This is a genomic window from Trichococcus sp. K1Tr (assembly GCF_028309625.1).
Taxonomy (GTDB): Bacteria; Bacillota; Bacilli; order Lactobacillales; family Aerococcaceae; genus Trichococcus.
Genome location: NZ_JAQMHR010000013.1, coordinates 1 through 14,636 on the forward strand (window position 1 = coordinate 1; position 14,636 = coordinate 14,636).

Consider the following 14,636-nt stretch of genomic DNA (forward strand, 5'->3'; position numbering starts at 1 on the left):
ATGTGCGGTGACGATGGCAAGAAGGTCACACCTGTTCCCATCTCGAACACAGAAGTTAAGCTTCTTAGCGCCGATTGTAGTGAAGGGTTTCCCTTTGTGAGAGTAGGACGTTGCCGCGCTTTTTTTTGTATACAGAATTATTCCGCAATAGCTCAGTTGGTAGTAGCGCATGACTGTTAATCATGATGTCGTAGGTTCGAGTCCTACTTGCGGAGTTTTTTCTTAAGATGAGTTATTAGCTCAGTTGGTAGAGCATCTGACTTTTAATCAGAGGGTCGCAGGTTCGAGCCCTGCATAACTCATTTGCGGGTGTGGCGGAATTGGCAGACGCACTAGATTTAGGATCTAGCGCCGCAAGGCGTGGGGGTTCAAGTCCCTTCACCCGCATAATTTAATACGCCGGCTTAGCTCAGTTGGTAGAGCATCTGATTTGTAATCAGAGGGTCGAGGGTTCGAATCCTTTAGCCGGCACCATTCGCGGAAGTAGTTCAGTGGTAGAACATCACCTTGCCAAGGTGGGGGTCGCGGGTTCGAACCCCGTCTTCCGCTTCAAATGTAGATAGTGCTTTGTACTGTCTTTTGCACCCATAGCTCAATTGGATAGAGTACTTGACTACGAATCAAGCGGTTACAGGTTCGACTCCTGTTGGGTGCATTTTTCACATAATTATCACCGGGAAGTAGCTCAGCTTGGTAGAGCACTTGGTTTGGGACCAAGGGGTCGCAGGTTCGAATCCTGTCTTCCCGATTCAACAATCTTCACGGGGCCTTAGCTCAGCTGGGAGAGCGCCTGCCTTGCACGCAGGAGGTCAGCGGTTCGATCCCGCTAGGCTCCATTTTCATTTTGGCGGTGTAGCTCAGATGGCTAGAGCATCCGGTTCATACCCGGAAGGTCATGGGTTCGACCCCCTTCGCCGCTATTATACCTTGCTTTGGACCTTTAGCTCAGTTGGTTAGAGCAGACGGCTCATAACCGTCCGGTCGCAGGTTCGAGTCCTGCAAGGTCCATGAAAAACTTATCAGCTTATGGAGGATTACCCAAGTCCGGCTGAAGGGAACGGTCTTGAAAACCGTCAGGCGTGTAAAAGCGCGCAAGGGTTCGAATCCCTTATCCTCCTTTGTCATGGCTGTTGGCGCTTTAGCGACATTACAGACATGATACACTTGAGCGAAAGCTCACAGTGTTTCCTTATTATTATCGCGGGGTGGAGCAGTTGGCAGCTCGCCGGGCTCATAACCCGGAGGTCACAGGTTCAAGTCCTGTCCCCGCAATTATCATGATTGTCGCTGCTTCAGCAGCTTACAAGCATGATACACTTGGGCGCAAGCCCACAGTGTAACCAATTTTTTGCGCATGGTTCCGTGGTGTAGGGGTCAACATGCCTGCCTGTCACGCAGGAGATCGCGGGTTCAAATCCCGTCGGAGCCGCCATGCGGGTGTAGTTTAGTGGTAAAACCCCAGCCTTCCAAGCTGATGTCGGGAGTTCGATTCTCCTCACCCGCTTTTTTTAAGAAGGGCCTATAGCTCAGCTGGTTAGAGCGCACGCCTGATAAGCGTGAGGTCGATGGTTCGAGTCCATTTAGGCCCATTGATAAAGCACAAACAGTAACAGAAAATTTCTTGTTATGGGGAAGTACTCAAGTGGCTGAAGAGGCGCCCCTGCTAAGGGTGTAGGTCGTTAACGCGGCGCGAGGGTTCAAATCCCTCCTTCTCCGTAGCTTTATCAAAAAAATAAAAGATTGGTCCGTTGGTCAAGCGGTTAAGACACCGCCCTTTCACGGCGGTAACACGGGTTCGATTCCCGTACGGATCATATATTTACCAGCATTATGGAGGTTTAGCTCAGCTGGGAGAGCGTCTGCCTTACAAGCAGAATGTCGGCGGTTCGATCCCGTCAACCTCCATTGGTTCCGTGGTGTAGGGGTCAACATGCCTGCCTGTCACGCAGGAGATCGCGGGTTCAAATCCCGTCGGAGCCGTTTTTTAAATTTTTATTTTGGTCTGATAGCTCAGTTGGTAGAGCACTTGATTGAAGCTCAAGGTGTCGGCGGTTCGAATCCGTCTCGGACCATTTTTTATATGATGGAGGGATAGCGAAGTGGCTAAACGCGGCGGACTGTAAATCCGCTCTTTCGGGTTCGGCAGTTCGAATCTGCCTCCCTCCATTCTTATGATGGCGATCGTGGCGAAGTGGTTAACGCACCGGTTTGTGGATCCGGCATTCGTGGGTTCAATTCCCATCGGTCGCCCTCTTTATTGGGCTATCGCCAAGCGGTAAGGCAACAGACTTTGACTCTGTCATTCGTTGGTTCGAATCCAGCTAGCCCAGTTTTTTTTAAATAGTAACACCTCGGCGGTATAGCCAAGTGGTAAGGCACAGGTCTGCAAAACCTCTATCACCGGTTCAAATCCGGTTACCGCCTTTCCATGAGTAAGATGGAAAATTGCATTCTTCATATCATGCCGGCGTGGCGGAATTGGCAGACGCGCTGGACTCAAAATCCAGTGCCCGCAAGGGCGTGCCGGTTCGACCCCGGCCGCCGGTATTACACAAAACAGGATCCTGACGATGACAGCATCGTTGGGATCCTGTTTTTTTTGCATAGTTATACACAAAACTAAAAGGAATATTTGAATTTTTTTCATTTTAAGTATATAATTCGTTGTAACTTACAAAAAGAAACTTAATATCTAAGAGGTGAACAAGATGCTGACCAAAGAAGAATTGCCATTTTGTCCGGTTGCGACAACCGTTGATTTGATCGGAAATAAATGGAAACTGTTGATAATGCGCGAATTGTTGACTGGAACCAAGCGGTTTAACGAGATGCACCGATTGGTTGATGGCATCAGCCAAAAAGTATTGACTGAAAATCTTCGGAAGATGGAGTCTGATGGGATTGTTAAACGGGAAGTATTTCCTGAAGTGCCACCCAGAGTGGAATATTCATTAACCGATCTTGGTGACTCCCTGAGACCGATCATCAACAGCATGAGTGATTGGGGAACGGATTATATCAAAAATAATCTCTTGGAACAGAATTAATCTGGGAGAGGAAGAAGCAAAGCTGATTGCGAATCCGACCTTTTCTGTAATCCGATGAGGGTACCAAAAGTTGTATCATTTTCATACTTCCTTTTGAAGCGTTATAATGCTTCAAAAGGGATTTTTTTTACAATCGTTTGGTTTAAGTATCATTGTAGCTGTAGCTTACAAAAAGGTAAGTACCTGATAAAAAAGTGCGTACTATTGTAAGGGCATCTTTAAAGATATAGTAAGAGTATGGAAATCTATCCATAAGTATGGGAAGGGAGCAATATCAGTGAGGCGTTAAGCAAGCCAGACAAGCACGAATGCCCATCATGATGATATTGCTTGTGCGAAGAAACGGGTTCGGCGGTAATTTTCGGTGCGCATGTGTTGAAGGGGGGAATGCGAGTAATGATAGATCCTTTATTGGTATTTGCAACAATCTTTGATACTGATATTAAGATTGCCATTATGTACCTGTTCCTTTACTACCCGACCATGAGCTGCAATGATATCGTCCGATTAACTGGCGAGGAAAAAGAAAGTGTCATCACCAGTCTGTGGCGCCTGCAGGTGGACACGATTGTGGTCAATCAGATGGAAGGGGACAAACAGTGCTATTATTCCTTGACGAACAGCGGGACCGCCAGTTTGAAGATATTTAGGGAGGCGGCAAACGTTTCGGATCAATGTTTGAAGTGAAAGGAGGTCCAAAATGCTAGTTGACGACATATTGCAATACTTTCAAGAGAATTTGAATCAATATTTGATTTACGTTTACCAGCACCTTGGATTGAGTATCCAGGCAATCGGAATTGCTTGTCTGATCGGCATTCCGCTGGGATACATCAGCCACAAGCACCGGAAACTCAGCCAGATGATCACCTTCAGTTCCCAAGCCTTGCGGATCATCCCCAGTTTGGCGGTCCTCTTTTTATTGATCTCCTTCATTGGGGTCGGAAGGGCTCCAGCGTTGATCGCATTGGTGTTGTTGGGTATTCCGCCGATATTGGTCAACACAACGGTCGGATTCTTGGAAGTCCCCGCTGTGATGATTGAAACGGGGAAGGGGTTGGGGATGACCGATCGGGAGCTCCTGAAAAGGGTGAAGATTCCGATGGCTTTTCCTTTTGTGATGACCGGCGTGAAGCTGGCGTTGGTGGAAATCATCTCGAGTGCGACGTTGGCTACATACATTGGTGCTGGTGGTTTGGGGACACTGATTTTTACAGGATTGGGTTTGAACAGGATGGATCTGCTTCTCATTGGAGGGGTATCGGTAGCGATGATTGCCTTCACGACAAGCATCTTTCTTGATTACATAATTAAAAGGAGCATAAATTAAATGAAAAGAAAAAATATCATCAGTACCATTGCAATGTTGGCCGTAACACTTATAGTCTCAGGTTGTTCAAGTTTGGGTGGCGGCAGCACGGAAGGTACAGCCATCCGCGTGGGCTCCAAGGATTTCACCGAAAACTTGGTTGTTTCGGAAATTTATGCGTTGGCTTTGGAAGATGCCGGGTATGAGGTTGAAAGGATCCCGAGTATCGCCAGCTCGGTCGTTCATACATCGCTCACCAATGATGAAATCGATCTTTATCCGGAGTATACAGGTACAGGTCTATTGGTAGTATTGGAAATGGAGATGGAAACCGACCCTCAGAAAGTCTATGACACTATCAAAGCAGAATATGATGAGCAGTTCGATCTGACTTGGTTGGATTATGCGGAAGCCAATGACAGCGCGGGGCTGGTCATCAAAACGAGCGTGGCCGAAAAATACGGTATCGAAACCGTTTCCGATCTGCAGGAACATGCAACTGAGCTTCGTTTTGCTTCCCAAGGTGAATTCGATCAGCGGGAAGATGGCCTTCCTGGTTTGACAAAAGCTTACGGTGAATTCAACTGGAAGAGCTCGACAGTCTACGACAACAGTTTGAAATATGAAGTTTTGAAAAACGATGAAGCGGATGTCGCTCCGGCCTATACGACAGAAGGACAACTGACCAATAAAGAGGAATTCACTGTTTTGGTGGATGACAAGAAATTCTGGCCGCCGTACAACTTGGCTCCCGTAATCCGGAATGAAGTATTGGAAGAAAATCCTGATATTGCAGAAATCCTGAACAACATCAGCAGCACGCTGGACACAGAAACGGTGACCGGATTGAACGCGAAAGTGGATGTCAATGGAGAAGAATATGAAGCGGTAGCGAAAGAGTACTTCGATTCGATAAAATAAGGAGGCGTTGAGGCTGCATGGAGCAAACCGCGATAGAATTCAAAAATGTGACGAAACTCTACGGGGAAGGGGGCACGAAGGCGGTCGATGATATCTCCTTTGAAATTAAGGAGGGCGAGTTCATCACTGTCCTAGGCTCTTCCGGCTCCGGCAAAACGACGACTTTAAAAATGATCAATCGCCTGATCCGGGAAGATGCAGGAAACATCACTTTCTTCGGAGAAGACATCAGTGGAATGAACGAAGTGGATCTTAGGCGGAAAATCGGGTATGTAGTCCAACAAATCGGTCTGTTTCCGCATATGACCGTTGCCCAAAACATCGCGACAGTTCCGGAACTGCTGAAGTGGGACAAGAAGGAGATCCAAGCCCGCATCAAAGAATTGCTGAAGCTTGTTCAATTGGATCCGAATCTGTTTGCCGACAGAAAGCCGAAACAATTATCCGGCGGACAACAACAGCGCGTGGGCGTCGCGAGGGCGCTTGCCGCCAATCCGAAAGTGATGCTGTTGGATGAACCGTTTGGAGCGGTCGATGCGATCACGCGCCTGCAACTGCAGAATGAACTGCAAAAGATCCACAAAGAATTGGGCGACAAAACCTTTGTGCTGGTCACCCACGACATCAATGAGGCGTTCAAGCTAGGGACGAGAGTGCTGATAATGGACAAAGGCAAGATTTGTCAATTTGATACACCGAGGGAAATCATGCGCAATCCGAAAACGGAGTTTGTCGCAAATTTGATTGCCACCGTAAAGGAACAAGAGGCATTTTGGAGTGAGTTGAAATGATTGCATACTGGAATACTTATCATGAAAAACTGCTGACCGCCACGATGCAGCATATCGAATTAGTGGGGACGACCCTGACAATCGCCATCCTCATCGCAGGCGGAGTAATTCTGATGTGCATGCACAATGAACGTGTCATGAATGGTTTGATCTATCTCTTTTCTTTGCTTTATTCGATCCCAAGCTTGGCTCTATTTGCCATCTTGATTCCGTTGACGGGACTGGGAAGGAACACGGCCCTCATCGTATTGGTGATTTATTGCCAATATGTCCTGTTGCGCAGTTTTTCTGCAGGAATCAAGGAAATCGATCCGACAATCATCGAAGCCGCTGTCGGGATGGGCATGACGAGGAATCAAATGTTCAGGAAAATCCAACTTCCGTTGGCAATGTCATCCATGATCGCAGGGATACGGATCGCCGCGACCTCGACAATCGGCATCGCAACCATCGCCGCAACGATCAATGCGGACGGATTGGGAACCGTCCTTTTCGATGGCTTGCGGACATTCAGCGTCGTAAAACTGTTGTGGGGCACTGTGCTGTCAATGTTGTTGTGTCTGCTTGTCAATGTCATCTTGTACTTACTTGAGAACGCGTTGCGACGGAGATTTGCCTGATCTTTTCAAAGGAGTGATCGCTTGAGTGATATCTGGAACCCGTGGCACGGCTGCAAAAAGGTCAGCCCGGGATGCCAAAATTGTTATATGTTTCATTTGGACAGTCAACGAGGGAAAGATGGCGCGCATATTTATAAAGTCCAAAGCAGCTTCGATCGCCCTCTGAAAAGGAACCGGCGCGGCGACTACGTCATACCGCCCGGTTCCACGATACGCGTCTGCATGACTTCGGACTTCTTTCTTGAGGAAGCGGACGAGTGGCGCGGTGAAGTCTGGAAGATGATCGAAAAGCGGTCGGATGTGCTGTTCTACTTGTTGACGAAAAGAATCGAACGCGTGAAAGATTGTCTGCCTGAAAATTGGGGAGACGGTTGGGAAAACGTGTGGATGAATGTCTCTGCCGAAAACCAAAAGATGGCCGATAGGCGGATCCCGGTACTCCTGGATCTGCCTCTCAAACACCGAGGCATCATGGCCGCACCATTGATCGGCGAAATCGACTTGACGAAGCATTTGTCGTCCGGAAAAATCGAACGCGTCATCGTCGGCGGGGAAAACTATGATGGGGCAAGGGAATGCCATTATGAATGGGTGCACAGGATGCATCAAGACTGCGTGATAAATAATGTGAACTTCGAGTTCATCGAAACCGGGAATCATTTTGTGAAGAACGGACGGAAGTATGAAATTTTGGACAAAAGAAAGCAGCAGGAGCAGGCAAAGAAATCCGGATTGTTTTATGAAGCGCGTGCGGTTTCGGTTCATCTGATGGAAGTTGCCCAGGGCGAATCGGTGCCGCTTTTTCGAACCGACGCCGTGACTTTGTGCGATTCCTGTGCCTACAAAAAATTTTGCGGTACGCAATCCGGCAGACCCAGCTGCATGTTATCATTATGAAAAATTAAGACAGAGGGTGGAAGAATGAAGGCAGTTGTAGTGCATGAAGCGGGTGGACCGGAAAAACTGGTGCATCAGGAAGTTCCTCTTCCGGAAATCCGGGAAGGCTGGTCGCTTGTAAAGGTCATGGGCTTCGGCATCAACCATTCGGAAATCTTTACGCGGGAGGGGAAATCCCCTTCGGTCAAGTTTCCCCGCATTTTAGGGATTGAATGTGTAGGGGTAGTGGAACGGACAAGCGATGAGGAGAAATTGCCGCTTGGTCAAAAAGTGGTGTCGATCATGGGAGAGATGGGGAGGGCCTTCGACGGGAGTTATGCGGAATATGTCCTGTTGCCGAATGACCAAATCTACCCCATCCACACCGATTTGCCCTGGGCCCAACTGGCGGCCATTCCGGAAACCTACTATACGGCTTTCGGTTCCATGAAGAATCTGAGGATTCAAGCATCCGATCAAATTTTGGTTCGGGGTGCAACGAGCGGAGTAGGGGTTGCCTTTGCAAAGTTGGTCAAAGCCCAATTCCCGGATATCAGGATTTATGGGAGCACGCGGAAAGCCGAAAAGGGCGAGAGATTGAAGGAAGCCGGCTTCACCGACTACGTCGAAGACCGCAACGGCGTGTTGGAAACGGAAGAGACTTTCGACAAGATTCTGGAATTGATCGGCCCTGCGACGATCAAGGACAGCCTTTCCCATATCCGGGAAGCCGGCATTGTCTGCAGTACCGGCCAACTGGGCGGGAAATGGTTCCTGGAGGATTTCGATCCCATCATGGAATTGAAGCACAACAGCTACTTGACTACTTTTCATTCGAGTGACGTCTCCGGCGAAAAGTTGAATGAACTGCTGGAGTACATTGAAGAAAACGACGTTGCAGTGGAGCCAGAGAGGGTTTTCACGCTCGAACAGGTTGCCCAAGCCCATGCCTTTTTGCAGAGCCAGGACAGTTTCGGAAAAGTCATCGTGCTGGATCCGAGCGCTGCGGGAGAAAGAGCTTAAGAATAGTGTTGCGTTTCCGCAGCTTATTGGTTAGAATTGAGTGAGAAACACTGGGGGTGCGCAACTGCGCTGAGACCGGCATTGCCGGAACTCTTTGTACCTGATCTAGTTCATACTAGCGTAGGGAATGTGGCGTTTGACTATTCGCATAAATAGACATCAAAACGTTATATTTTCTGATTTTCGCATCAGATTATATAGCGTTTTTTAATTTCAGTAGGGGTGCGCAACTGCGCTGAGACCGACACTGTCGGAACCCTTCAAACCTGATCCAGTTCGTACTGGCGGAGGGAACTGAGCTTGGTCTGGAGTCCGTACGTATATCCAAGACATCTCAGGGGAGGTGTCTTTTTGTTTTCATTCAATTCAGGGAGGAGGGAAGTGGTTCGGAAATATCAGGCTGCAAAAATAACAAATCAAACTGAAAAGGGGAAAAAATATGAACACAAAAAAATTAGTCACCACTGCCTTGATCATCGCCATGGGGGTAGTCAGCAACAGCATCTTCGTCATCCCGATCGGCTTGGCCAAAGTAGCGCCGGTGCAGCATCTGCTGAACGTGTTGACCGCTGTCTGGCTTGGACCGGGGTATGCCGTCCTGCAGGCATTCGGCGTTTCCGTGCTGCGCAACCTGTTGGGTACAGGGACCATATTTGCTTTCCCGGGAAGCATGATCGGAGCTATATGCGCAGGTTTGCTCTATGCGAGAACGCAAAAGCTTGGTTATGCGGCACTGGGTGAATGGATAGGCACCGGAATCCTGGGCTCGTTGGTGAGCACTTTGCTGGCGCAGTTTTTCATGGGCATGGAAGCCGCATTGATGCTTTTCCTGCCGAGTTTCGCAATCAGTTCCGCAATCGGAGCCGGGATGGCATATTTTATCATCCTGGAAATGGAAAAAAGAAGCGTATTGGACCGGAACAGAATCTAAAGCAACTGCATATGAAGGAAGCCGCTCTCGGAAGAGGGCGGCTTTCTGCTGTCTAAAAGTGTCTCCAATAGAAACAATAAGGAAAATAATTTTCATAAAATAATAATTGAAAAAACTATTTTCATGTGTTATTCTATCAGCGAAGGGGAAAAGGCGAAGTTAAGAAATGCGGAGTGCGCTTTTGACGGTTGCGCAAAGCAGGAGGAGGCAACAAGTAAATGACAATCATCGAAGAAATACAGAATCAGTATTCTGCTTTTTCCGCGAACGAGAAAAAGATTGCGGATTACATTCTGCAGAACAAAGCATCCATCAAAAATATGAACATCAAGGATTTGGCAGCGAAGGCGGATACCTCGACTTCCAGCATCACCCGGTTCTGTAAGCGCATCAACATCGATGGGTTTGTGGACATGAAGATTGCATTGCGTTCATTGGCGGGCAATCATCCTTCGAAAGAAATGCCGACCGTCTATGACGATATTTATGGCTATTATACGCAAGTCATCGATGAAACCAATCAGATGATCGAGGATCAGGCAATCGAAACGGTTGTCGATTGGATCAAAAACGCAAACAAAACAGTCATCTACGGCATTGGCAGTTCCGGGTTTACGGCCGCGGAATTGGCGCAACGCTTGATCCGGATGGGGCTGAATGCCACAGGGGTTACGGATTCCCACCTGATGATCATCAATAGCTCGATCATCAAGGAGGACGAGTTGGTGATCGCCATTTCAAATTCGGGAGAGACACCGGAGTTGATCGCGTCCCTGGAAATCGCGAAGAAGAAAAAAGCGAAGATCATCGCCCTGACGAGCTTCAAAAACAGTTCCCTGACGAAACTGGCGGACGTCACGTGCTTCGGCTACCACTCGCGTTTCGTCAACAACACGGTGTTCGTCAACACGCAGTTCGGGATGATGTACCTGATCGATGTGATTTCGACCTTCCTGGTGCAGGACGAGAATTTCAAACACAACATGGATATGACGAGAAAAAATGTGCAAGGTTATTCGAAAAAATCAGAATAGCGAGATGTGGCGGCCAAATCATGCAGGTGCACAGTGAAAATAAAGCTCAGGATCAAAGAGGGGAAACACAAATGAAAAAAGTGATCATACATGCAGAAGTGTATACCGGGGAAACAGTCATTTTCGATGGATTTGTCCGGTTTGAAAAAGAAATCAGCGCAGTCGGGAAGATGTCGGAATACGTTCCTGAATCAGGCGAGGAAGTGATCGACGCAGCCGGAAGCAGGTTGGTTCCCGGCTTCATTGATGTCCACAGTCATGGCGGCTACGGTGTGGACAACATGGACGGTGATGCTGAGGGAATCACCCGGATGATTGCGGCGATGCACCAAGAAGGGATCACCAGCTATTTTCCGACGACGATGACGCAATCTTCTGAAAATATAGAAAAGGCGTTGATCGGCATCCGCAAGGCCGCAGCAAAAAATCCGGTCATCCAAGGCATCCACCTCGAAGGGCCGTTCATTTCCGCAGTATTTAAGGGAGCGCAACCGGAAGAACACATCAAACTGCCGGATGCCGACTTAATGCGTAGATGGCAAGAATTGAGCGGCGGCTTGATCCGTTTGGTCACCTATGCGCCGGAGACGAGTGATGCGACAGCCTTTGAAAAGTATTGCCTGGATAACCGCATCGTGCTTTCGGTCGGCCATTCAAATGCACTTCGCAGCCAATTGCAACAATCCAAAGCAACGCACATCACCCATCTCTTCAATGCGCAAAGGGGACTCCATCATCGTGAGCCCGGTGTGACCGGACATGCCTTCCTGGAGGATGGTATCTATGCGGAAATGATTGTCGATGGCCTGCATATCAATCCAGAAATGGTGAAGATCGCTTTCAAACAAAAAGGCGCAGACCGCATCGAATTGATTACTGATGCCATGCGTGCCAAAGGGATGGGCGATGGCATCAGTGAGTTGGGCGGACAGAAAGTCATCGTCAAAGATGGACAAGCCCGTCTGGAAAGCGGAAATCTGGCAGGAAGCGTGCTGGGATTCCAGGCAGCCTTCAGGAACATCATCGCCTTTACCGGCTGCAGCATCTTGGATGCGGTAAAGATGAGCTCAGTCAATCAGGCCCGTGAATTCGATTTGGTGCGAAAAGGGGGCATCGCTCCTGGAAAAGATGCCGATATGGTCCTGCTTTCGGAGTCATTTGCGGTCGAGCGGACAATCAGTTATGGACAGACAGTATACAAAAATAACAGAAAGTAGGTTACAGATCATGGAAATAATCATTAAAGCGACTCCTGAAGAGGCAAGCCGTTACGCATTCGAAAAAATCCGCGAGGAAATGGAAAGAGGTGCGAAAGTGCTCGGGTTGGCAACCGGCAGCACGCCGGTCAGACTGTACAAAATTATGCGGGAAAGCGATCTTGATTTCTCGGGGATGATATCGATCAATCTGGATGAATACATGGGATTGTCCGAGGACAGTCCGCACAGCTACCATCATTTTATGCATGAACAATTATTCGATGCAAAACCATTCAAGAAAAACTATCTGCTGGACGGAATGGCGGATGAAGTTGAAGAGTGCGCGCAATTCGAAGAAATCATCGCCGCGAATCCGATCGATGTGCAGATCCTCGGCATCGGCACAAACGGGCACATCGGTTTCAATGAGCCGGGCACATCCTTTGATTCCCGGACCCAGAAAGTGGCACTATGGCAATCCACCATCGATTCCAACAAACGTTACTTTGCGGATGAAAAGGATGTCCCGCGTTTTGCCTATTCGATGGGGATCCAATCGATCCTCTCGTCAAGACAGATCATCCTGATGGCTTTCGGAAAAGAAAAAGCCGCTGCCGTCAAAGCCGCGCTGGAAGGTCCGATCACGGAAGACTTGCCGGCGAGCGTTCTGCAGACTCACAAGCATGTGACCGTGATACTGGATGAAGCAGCGGCACAAATGCTCAGCAAAAAATAGTGAGTCGGCAATCTGCAGTCTATTCCCGAAAGTCTCCTGATTGTCGTTTTGGGTTAAAACGTTTACAATGGAAGCAGAGATAGCATGTAGATCATGTGATTCAGGAATCCAAGGCGGTGATGGAAATGTTGACTGTTGAGACGGCCAGATCATGGCTGAGCTTGTTCATCGAAAAGCTGGAAAAAAACGAGAAGTATCTGAATACGCTGGATGAATCCATCGGTGACGGTGACCACGGGGCCAACATGCTTCGGGGCGCCCAGGACCTGAAGGTAAAATTAGCGGAAGGGCTTCAGGCAGGGGCATCAGAACTGTTCAAAATGGCAGGGATGTCCTTCGTCCAGAAAACGGGTGGGGCAGCAGGACTCCTTTATGGACAAGCCCTCCTGCATATGTCGGAGTACTTGCAAGAGGGGAACGATCTGCTGGACAGTCTGGCAAGCGGGCTTGAAGGAATTCAAACGTTCGGCCCTACGGAACTGAAAGAGAAGACCTTAGTGGATGTTTGGATTCCGGTCATGGAAGACATCCGGAATAAGCGCCTGACGTTGGACAAAATCAATGAACATGTCATAAGCACGAAGGATTTCCAGGCGAAAAAGGGACGCGCGGCCTATGTGTCGGAACAACTGAATGGCCACATCGATCCAGGTGCAGCCTCCTGCGGTTATTTCTTTGAGGCTATGCTGGAAGCGGGTGTGTACGATGAGTGAACAGTACGGTATCTTATTGGTTTCACATGTTGCGGAGCTCGCTGACGGGCTCACCCGTTTGCTGAAACAGGTAGCGAAGGACGTTACCGTGAAAGCAGTCGGAGGAGTGGAAGAAGGCGGCATCGGCACTAGTTTTGATAAAGTCACGGCGGCTCTCAATGAAATGTCAGAGCCTAATATATTGGCCTTTTATGATTTGGGTAGCGCCAAGATGAATCTTGAGTTGGTAAGTGAAATGACCGAAAAAAATCTGGTTATTTGCGATGCGGCGTTCGTGGAGGGCGCCTATCTGACAGCAGCTTTGCTGCAGGCGGATACGCCTTATGAAAAAATCCGTGAGCAGTTGCAGGAATTGTACGTAAAATGAAAAACTGAAGCCAAAGAAACCCATGAGGTTTTCCTTTTCAAAAGGAGAATCTCATGGGTTATTTTTTTTAAAAGACCGGCTTCCTTAGCAATTAATTTCTAGAGCGGGGCCGCGAATCATCACGCTTTTTATTTTGTATAGGCGAGTTTTTTTGAGATTTCTTTCGACATGCGCAGCATGTACTCTTTTATTCTCTCCACTTTTTCATCAGTCATACGGAACACAGGACCGCTGATGCTGATGGCAGCCACGACTTTTCCGGTGTAGTCGATAAGCGGGACCGAAATACATTTGGCTCCGATCTCGCATTCCTCGTTATCCATCGCCACACCTGTTTCTTGGACAGTTTCCAACTCTTTGAAAAGAGCTTCGGGTGTTGTGAGGGTTTTGGCGGTCAATGCCGGCATTCCTTTTTCTTTCAGGATGTCCTCGATTTCCTTCTCCGTGTAGTTCTGAAGAATATTTTTTCCGACGCTGGTCGCATGTAACGGGGCTCTTTTCCCGATCCGTTGCATCGTCTTCAGCATGTTGTCCGGCCCGTTGATGACATCGATGTAAACCACTTCATGATCTTCTTCGATAGCCAAGCATGAGGATTCCTGGAATTTCTTCGATAACGCGACCAGATCGTCATGGACCAAGTTACGGATATCATATTGCCCGCTCACTAGACTGCCCAGTTGGGCCAATTTCAAGGTAAGTGCATATTTGGATGAGTCGGCGTTTTGGTAAACATATCCGAAGGAACTCAACGTGCTTAAATAACGCAATACTGTGCTGCTTGGAGAATTCACTTGATCAGCAATGTCCTGCAGCCGCATTTCACCACCTTGAGATACCAGTAATTCGATGATCTGTAATACTTTTTCGACCGATTGATTTTTTTTAACTTTTTTTTCAATCACTTTGTTTTCCCCCTCATGAAAGGATTTCTCTTGATTGCAGTTTACCATAGACAGATGAATTTCTCAATTTTAATTTCACTAAGAGAAAATACATTTCAAAAGTTGTTGACAGTGGGAAAACCCTCTGCTAAACTGTGGATACACAAAAACAAAAACCGATTTCA

At 48.1% G+C, this 14,636-nt stretch carries 15 protein-coding genes, 25 tRNA genes, 1 rRNA gene and 2 riboswitches; of the genes, 40 read left to right on the forward strand and 1 reads right to left on the reverse strand.

The annotated features are described in order from the left end of the window. Positions 1 to 3: 3 nt before the first annotated feature. The 40 genes from rrf to dhaM all read left to right on the forward strand — a co-directional run bounded on the left by rrf (position 4) and on the right by dhaM (position 13,567). Positions 4 to 119 (forward strand): 5S ribosomal RNA (gene rrf, locus PH235_RS13895). A 22-nt stretch (positions 120 to 141) separates the two neighbouring features. Then, positions 142 to 215: transfer RNA gene (locus tag PH235_RS13900), tRNA-Asn, on the forward strand. 14 nt (positions 216 to 229) lie between these two features. Next, positions 230 to 302 (forward strand) — tRNA-Lys (locus PH235_RS13905). Between the two features lie 3 nt (positions 303 to 305). Then, a tRNA-Leu gene (locus tag PH235_RS13910) sits at positions 306 to 387 on the forward strand. An 11-nt stretch (positions 388 to 398) separates the two neighbouring features. Then, positions 399 to 474: transfer RNA gene (locus PH235_RS13915), tRNA-Thr, on the forward strand. A 3-nt stretch (positions 475 to 477) separates the two neighbouring features. Then, positions 478 to 549: transfer RNA gene (locus PH235_RS13920), tRNA-Gly, on the forward strand. A gap of 32 nt (positions 550 to 581) precedes the next feature. Then, a tRNA-Arg gene (locus tag PH235_RS13925) sits at positions 582 to 655 on the forward strand. Positions 656 to 674: 19 nt separating this feature from the next. Then, a tRNA-Pro gene (locus PH235_RS13930) sits at positions 675 to 748 on the forward strand. A 15-nt stretch (positions 749 to 763) separates the two neighbouring features. Next, positions 764 to 836, forward strand: a tRNA-Ala gene (locus tag PH235_RS13935). Positions 837 to 846: 10 nt separating this feature from the next. After that, positions 847 to 920: transfer RNA gene (locus PH235_RS13940), tRNA-Met, on the forward strand. 14 nt (positions 921 to 934) lie between these two features. Beyond that, positions 935 to 1,008: transfer RNA gene (locus PH235_RS13945), tRNA-Ile, on the forward strand. A gap of 20 nt (positions 1,009 to 1,028) precedes the next feature. Continuing rightward, a tRNA-Ser gene (locus tag PH235_RS13950) sits at positions 1,029 to 1,118 on the forward strand. A gap of 81 nt (positions 1,119 to 1,199) precedes the next feature. Beyond that, positions 1,200 to 1,272 (forward strand) — tRNA-Met (locus PH235_RS13955). A gap of 84 nt (positions 1,273 to 1,356) precedes the next feature. Beyond that, a tRNA-Asp gene (locus PH235_RS13960) sits at positions 1,357 to 1,432 on the forward strand. A 1-nt stretch (position 1,433) separates the two neighbouring features. Then, positions 1,434 to 1,504: transfer RNA gene (locus PH235_RS13965), tRNA-Gly, on the forward strand. Between the two features lie 11 nt (positions 1,505 to 1,515). Beyond that, positions 1,516 to 1,589 (forward strand) — tRNA-Ile (locus PH235_RS13970). A 39-nt stretch (positions 1,590 to 1,628) separates the two neighbouring features. Further along, positions 1,629 to 1,716: transfer RNA gene (locus PH235_RS13975), tRNA-Ser, on the forward strand. A 26-nt stretch (positions 1,717 to 1,742) separates the two neighbouring features. Next, a tRNA-Glu gene (locus tag PH235_RS13980) sits at positions 1,743 to 1,814 on the forward strand. 18 nt (positions 1,815 to 1,832) lie between these two features. After that, positions 1,833 to 1,905, forward strand: a tRNA-Val gene (locus PH235_RS13985). 2 nt (positions 1,906 to 1,907) lie between these two features. Continuing rightward, positions 1,908 to 1,980: transfer RNA gene (locus PH235_RS13990), tRNA-Asp, on the forward strand. 19 nt (positions 1,981 to 1,999) lie between these two features. Further along, a tRNA-Phe gene (locus PH235_RS13995) sits at positions 2,000 to 2,072 on the forward strand. Between the two features lie 13 nt (positions 2,073 to 2,085). Next, a tRNA-Tyr gene (locus tag PH235_RS14000) sits at positions 2,086 to 2,166 on the forward strand. Between the two features lie 11 nt (positions 2,167 to 2,177). After that, positions 2,178 to 2,250: transfer RNA gene (locus tag PH235_RS14005), tRNA-His, on the forward strand. 8 nt (positions 2,251 to 2,258) lie between these two features. Further along, positions 2,259 to 2,330: transfer RNA gene (locus PH235_RS14010), tRNA-Gln, on the forward strand. Positions 2,331 to 2,353: 23 nt separating this feature from the next. Then, a tRNA-Cys gene (locus tag PH235_RS14015) sits at positions 2,354 to 2,424 on the forward strand. Between the two features lie 39 nt (positions 2,425 to 2,463). After that, a tRNA-Leu gene (locus PH235_RS14020) sits at positions 2,464 to 2,547 on the forward strand. A gap of 161 nt (positions 2,548 to 2,708) precedes the next feature. Further along, a complete protein-coding gene (locus PH235_RS14025; protein WP_272162890.1) occupies positions 2,709 to 3,047 on the forward strand; it encodes a winged helix-turn-helix transcriptional regulator in 339 nt (112 codons plus the stop codon). 396 nt (positions 3,048 to 3,443) lie between these two features. Beyond that, positions 3,444 to 3,734, forward strand: a complete 291-nt coding sequence (locus tag PH235_RS14030; RefSeq protein ID WP_272162891.1) for a hypothetical protein — start codon at positions 3,444 to 3,446, stop codon at positions 3,732 to 3,734. 13 nt (positions 3,735 to 3,747) lie between these two features. Continuing rightward, complete coding sequence (locus tag PH235_RS14035; RefSeq protein ID WP_272162892.1) at positions 3,748 to 4,377, forward strand: ABC transporter permease; 630 nt, start codon at positions 3,748 to 3,750, stop codon at positions 4,375 to 4,377. Continuing rightward, the gene (locus tag PH235_RS14040; RefSeq protein ID WP_272162893.1) at positions 4,378 to 5,277 is read left to right on the forward strand and encodes a glycine betaine ABC transporter substrate-binding protein; all 900 of its coding nucleotides are present in this window, start codon (positions 4,378 to 4,380) and stop codon (positions 5,275 to 5,277) included. A 17-nt stretch (positions 5,278 to 5,294) separates the two neighbouring features. Continuing rightward, positions 5,295 to 6,068: an ABC transporter ATP-binding protein gene (locus tag PH235_RS14045; protein WP_272162894.1), complete on the forward strand. Its 774-nt coding sequence runs from the start codon at positions 5,295 to 5,297 to the stop codon at positions 6,066 to 6,068. Then, positions 6,065 to 6,688 (forward strand): ABC transporter permease, encoded by a 624-nt coding sequence (locus PH235_RS14050; RefSeq protein ID WP_272162895.1) that lies wholly within the window; start codon positions 6,065 to 6,067, stop codon positions 6,686 to 6,688. Before PH235_RS14045 ends, PH235_RS14050 begins: the two co-directional genes overlap by 4 nt. A gap of 21 nt (positions 6,689 to 6,709) precedes the next feature. Next, positions 6,710 to 7,585 (forward strand): DUF5131 family protein, encoded by an 876-nt coding sequence (locus tag PH235_RS14055; protein WP_272162896.1) that lies wholly within the window; start codon positions 6,710 to 6,712, stop codon positions 7,583 to 7,585. Between the two features lie 24 nt (positions 7,586 to 7,609). Further along, positions 7,610 to 8,587, forward strand: coding sequence for a zinc-binding dehydrogenase (locus tag PH235_RS14060; RefSeq protein WP_272162897.1), 978 nt, complete (start codon positions 7,610 to 7,612; stop codon positions 8,585 to 8,587). Between the two features lie 42 nt (positions 8,588 to 8,629). Continuing rightward, a riboswitch (TPP riboswitch) is annotated at positions 8,630 to 8,732 on the forward strand. A gap of 63 nt (positions 8,733 to 8,795) precedes the next feature. Next, positions 8,796 to 8,897, forward strand: a riboswitch (TPP riboswitch). A 129-nt stretch (positions 8,898 to 9,026) separates the two neighbouring features. After that, a complete protein-coding gene (thiW, locus tag PH235_RS14065) occupies positions 9,027 to 9,518 on the forward strand; it encodes an energy coupling factor transporter S component ThiW (RefSeq protein ID WP_272162898.1) in 492 nt (163 codons plus the stop codon). A 218-nt stretch (positions 9,519 to 9,736) separates the two neighbouring features. Further along, a complete protein-coding gene (locus PH235_RS14070) occupies positions 9,737 to 10,552 on the forward strand; it encodes a MurR/RpiR family transcriptional regulator (protein WP_272162899.1) in 816 nt (271 codons plus the stop codon). A gap of 71 nt (positions 10,553 to 10,623) precedes the next feature. Continuing rightward, positions 10,624 to 11,769, forward strand: coding sequence for an N-acetylglucosamine-6-phosphate deacetylase (nagA, locus tag PH235_RS14075; protein WP_272162900.1), 1,146 nt, complete (start codon positions 10,624 to 10,626; stop codon positions 11,767 to 11,769). Positions 11,770 to 11,779: 10 nt separating this feature from the next. Then, a complete protein-coding gene (gene nagB, locus PH235_RS14080; protein WP_272162901.1) occupies positions 11,780 to 12,487 on the forward strand; it encodes a glucosamine-6-phosphate deaminase in 708 nt (235 codons plus the stop codon). 125 nt (positions 12,488 to 12,612) lie between these two features. Next, positions 12,613 to 13,200 carry a dihydroxyacetone kinase subunit DhaL gene (gene dhaL / locus PH235_RS14085; protein WP_272162902.1) on the forward strand — a complete coding sequence of 196 codons (588 nt, stop codon included), beginning with the start codon at positions 12,613 to 12,615 and terminating at the stop codon, positions 13,198 to 13,200. Continuing rightward, positions 13,193 to 13,567 carry a dihydroxyacetone kinase phosphoryl donor subunit DhaM gene (gene dhaM, locus PH235_RS14090; RefSeq protein WP_272162903.1) on the forward strand — a complete coding sequence of 125 codons (375 nt, stop codon included), beginning with the start codon at positions 13,193 to 13,195 and terminating at the stop codon, positions 13,565 to 13,567. The genes dhaL and dhaM overlap by 8 nt, the downstream gene beginning before the upstream one ends. A 128-nt stretch (positions 13,568 to 13,695) precedes the next feature. On the opposite strand, the gene PH235_RS14095 is transcribed toward dhaM, so the two are convergent. Next, on the reverse strand, positions 13,696 to 14,472 hold the full coding sequence (locus PH235_RS14095) for an IclR family transcriptional regulator (protein WP_272162904.1): 777 nt from the start codon (positions 14,470 to 14,472) through the stop codon (positions 13,696 to 13,698). Between the last annotated feature and the right edge of the window lie 164 nt (positions 14,473 to 14,636).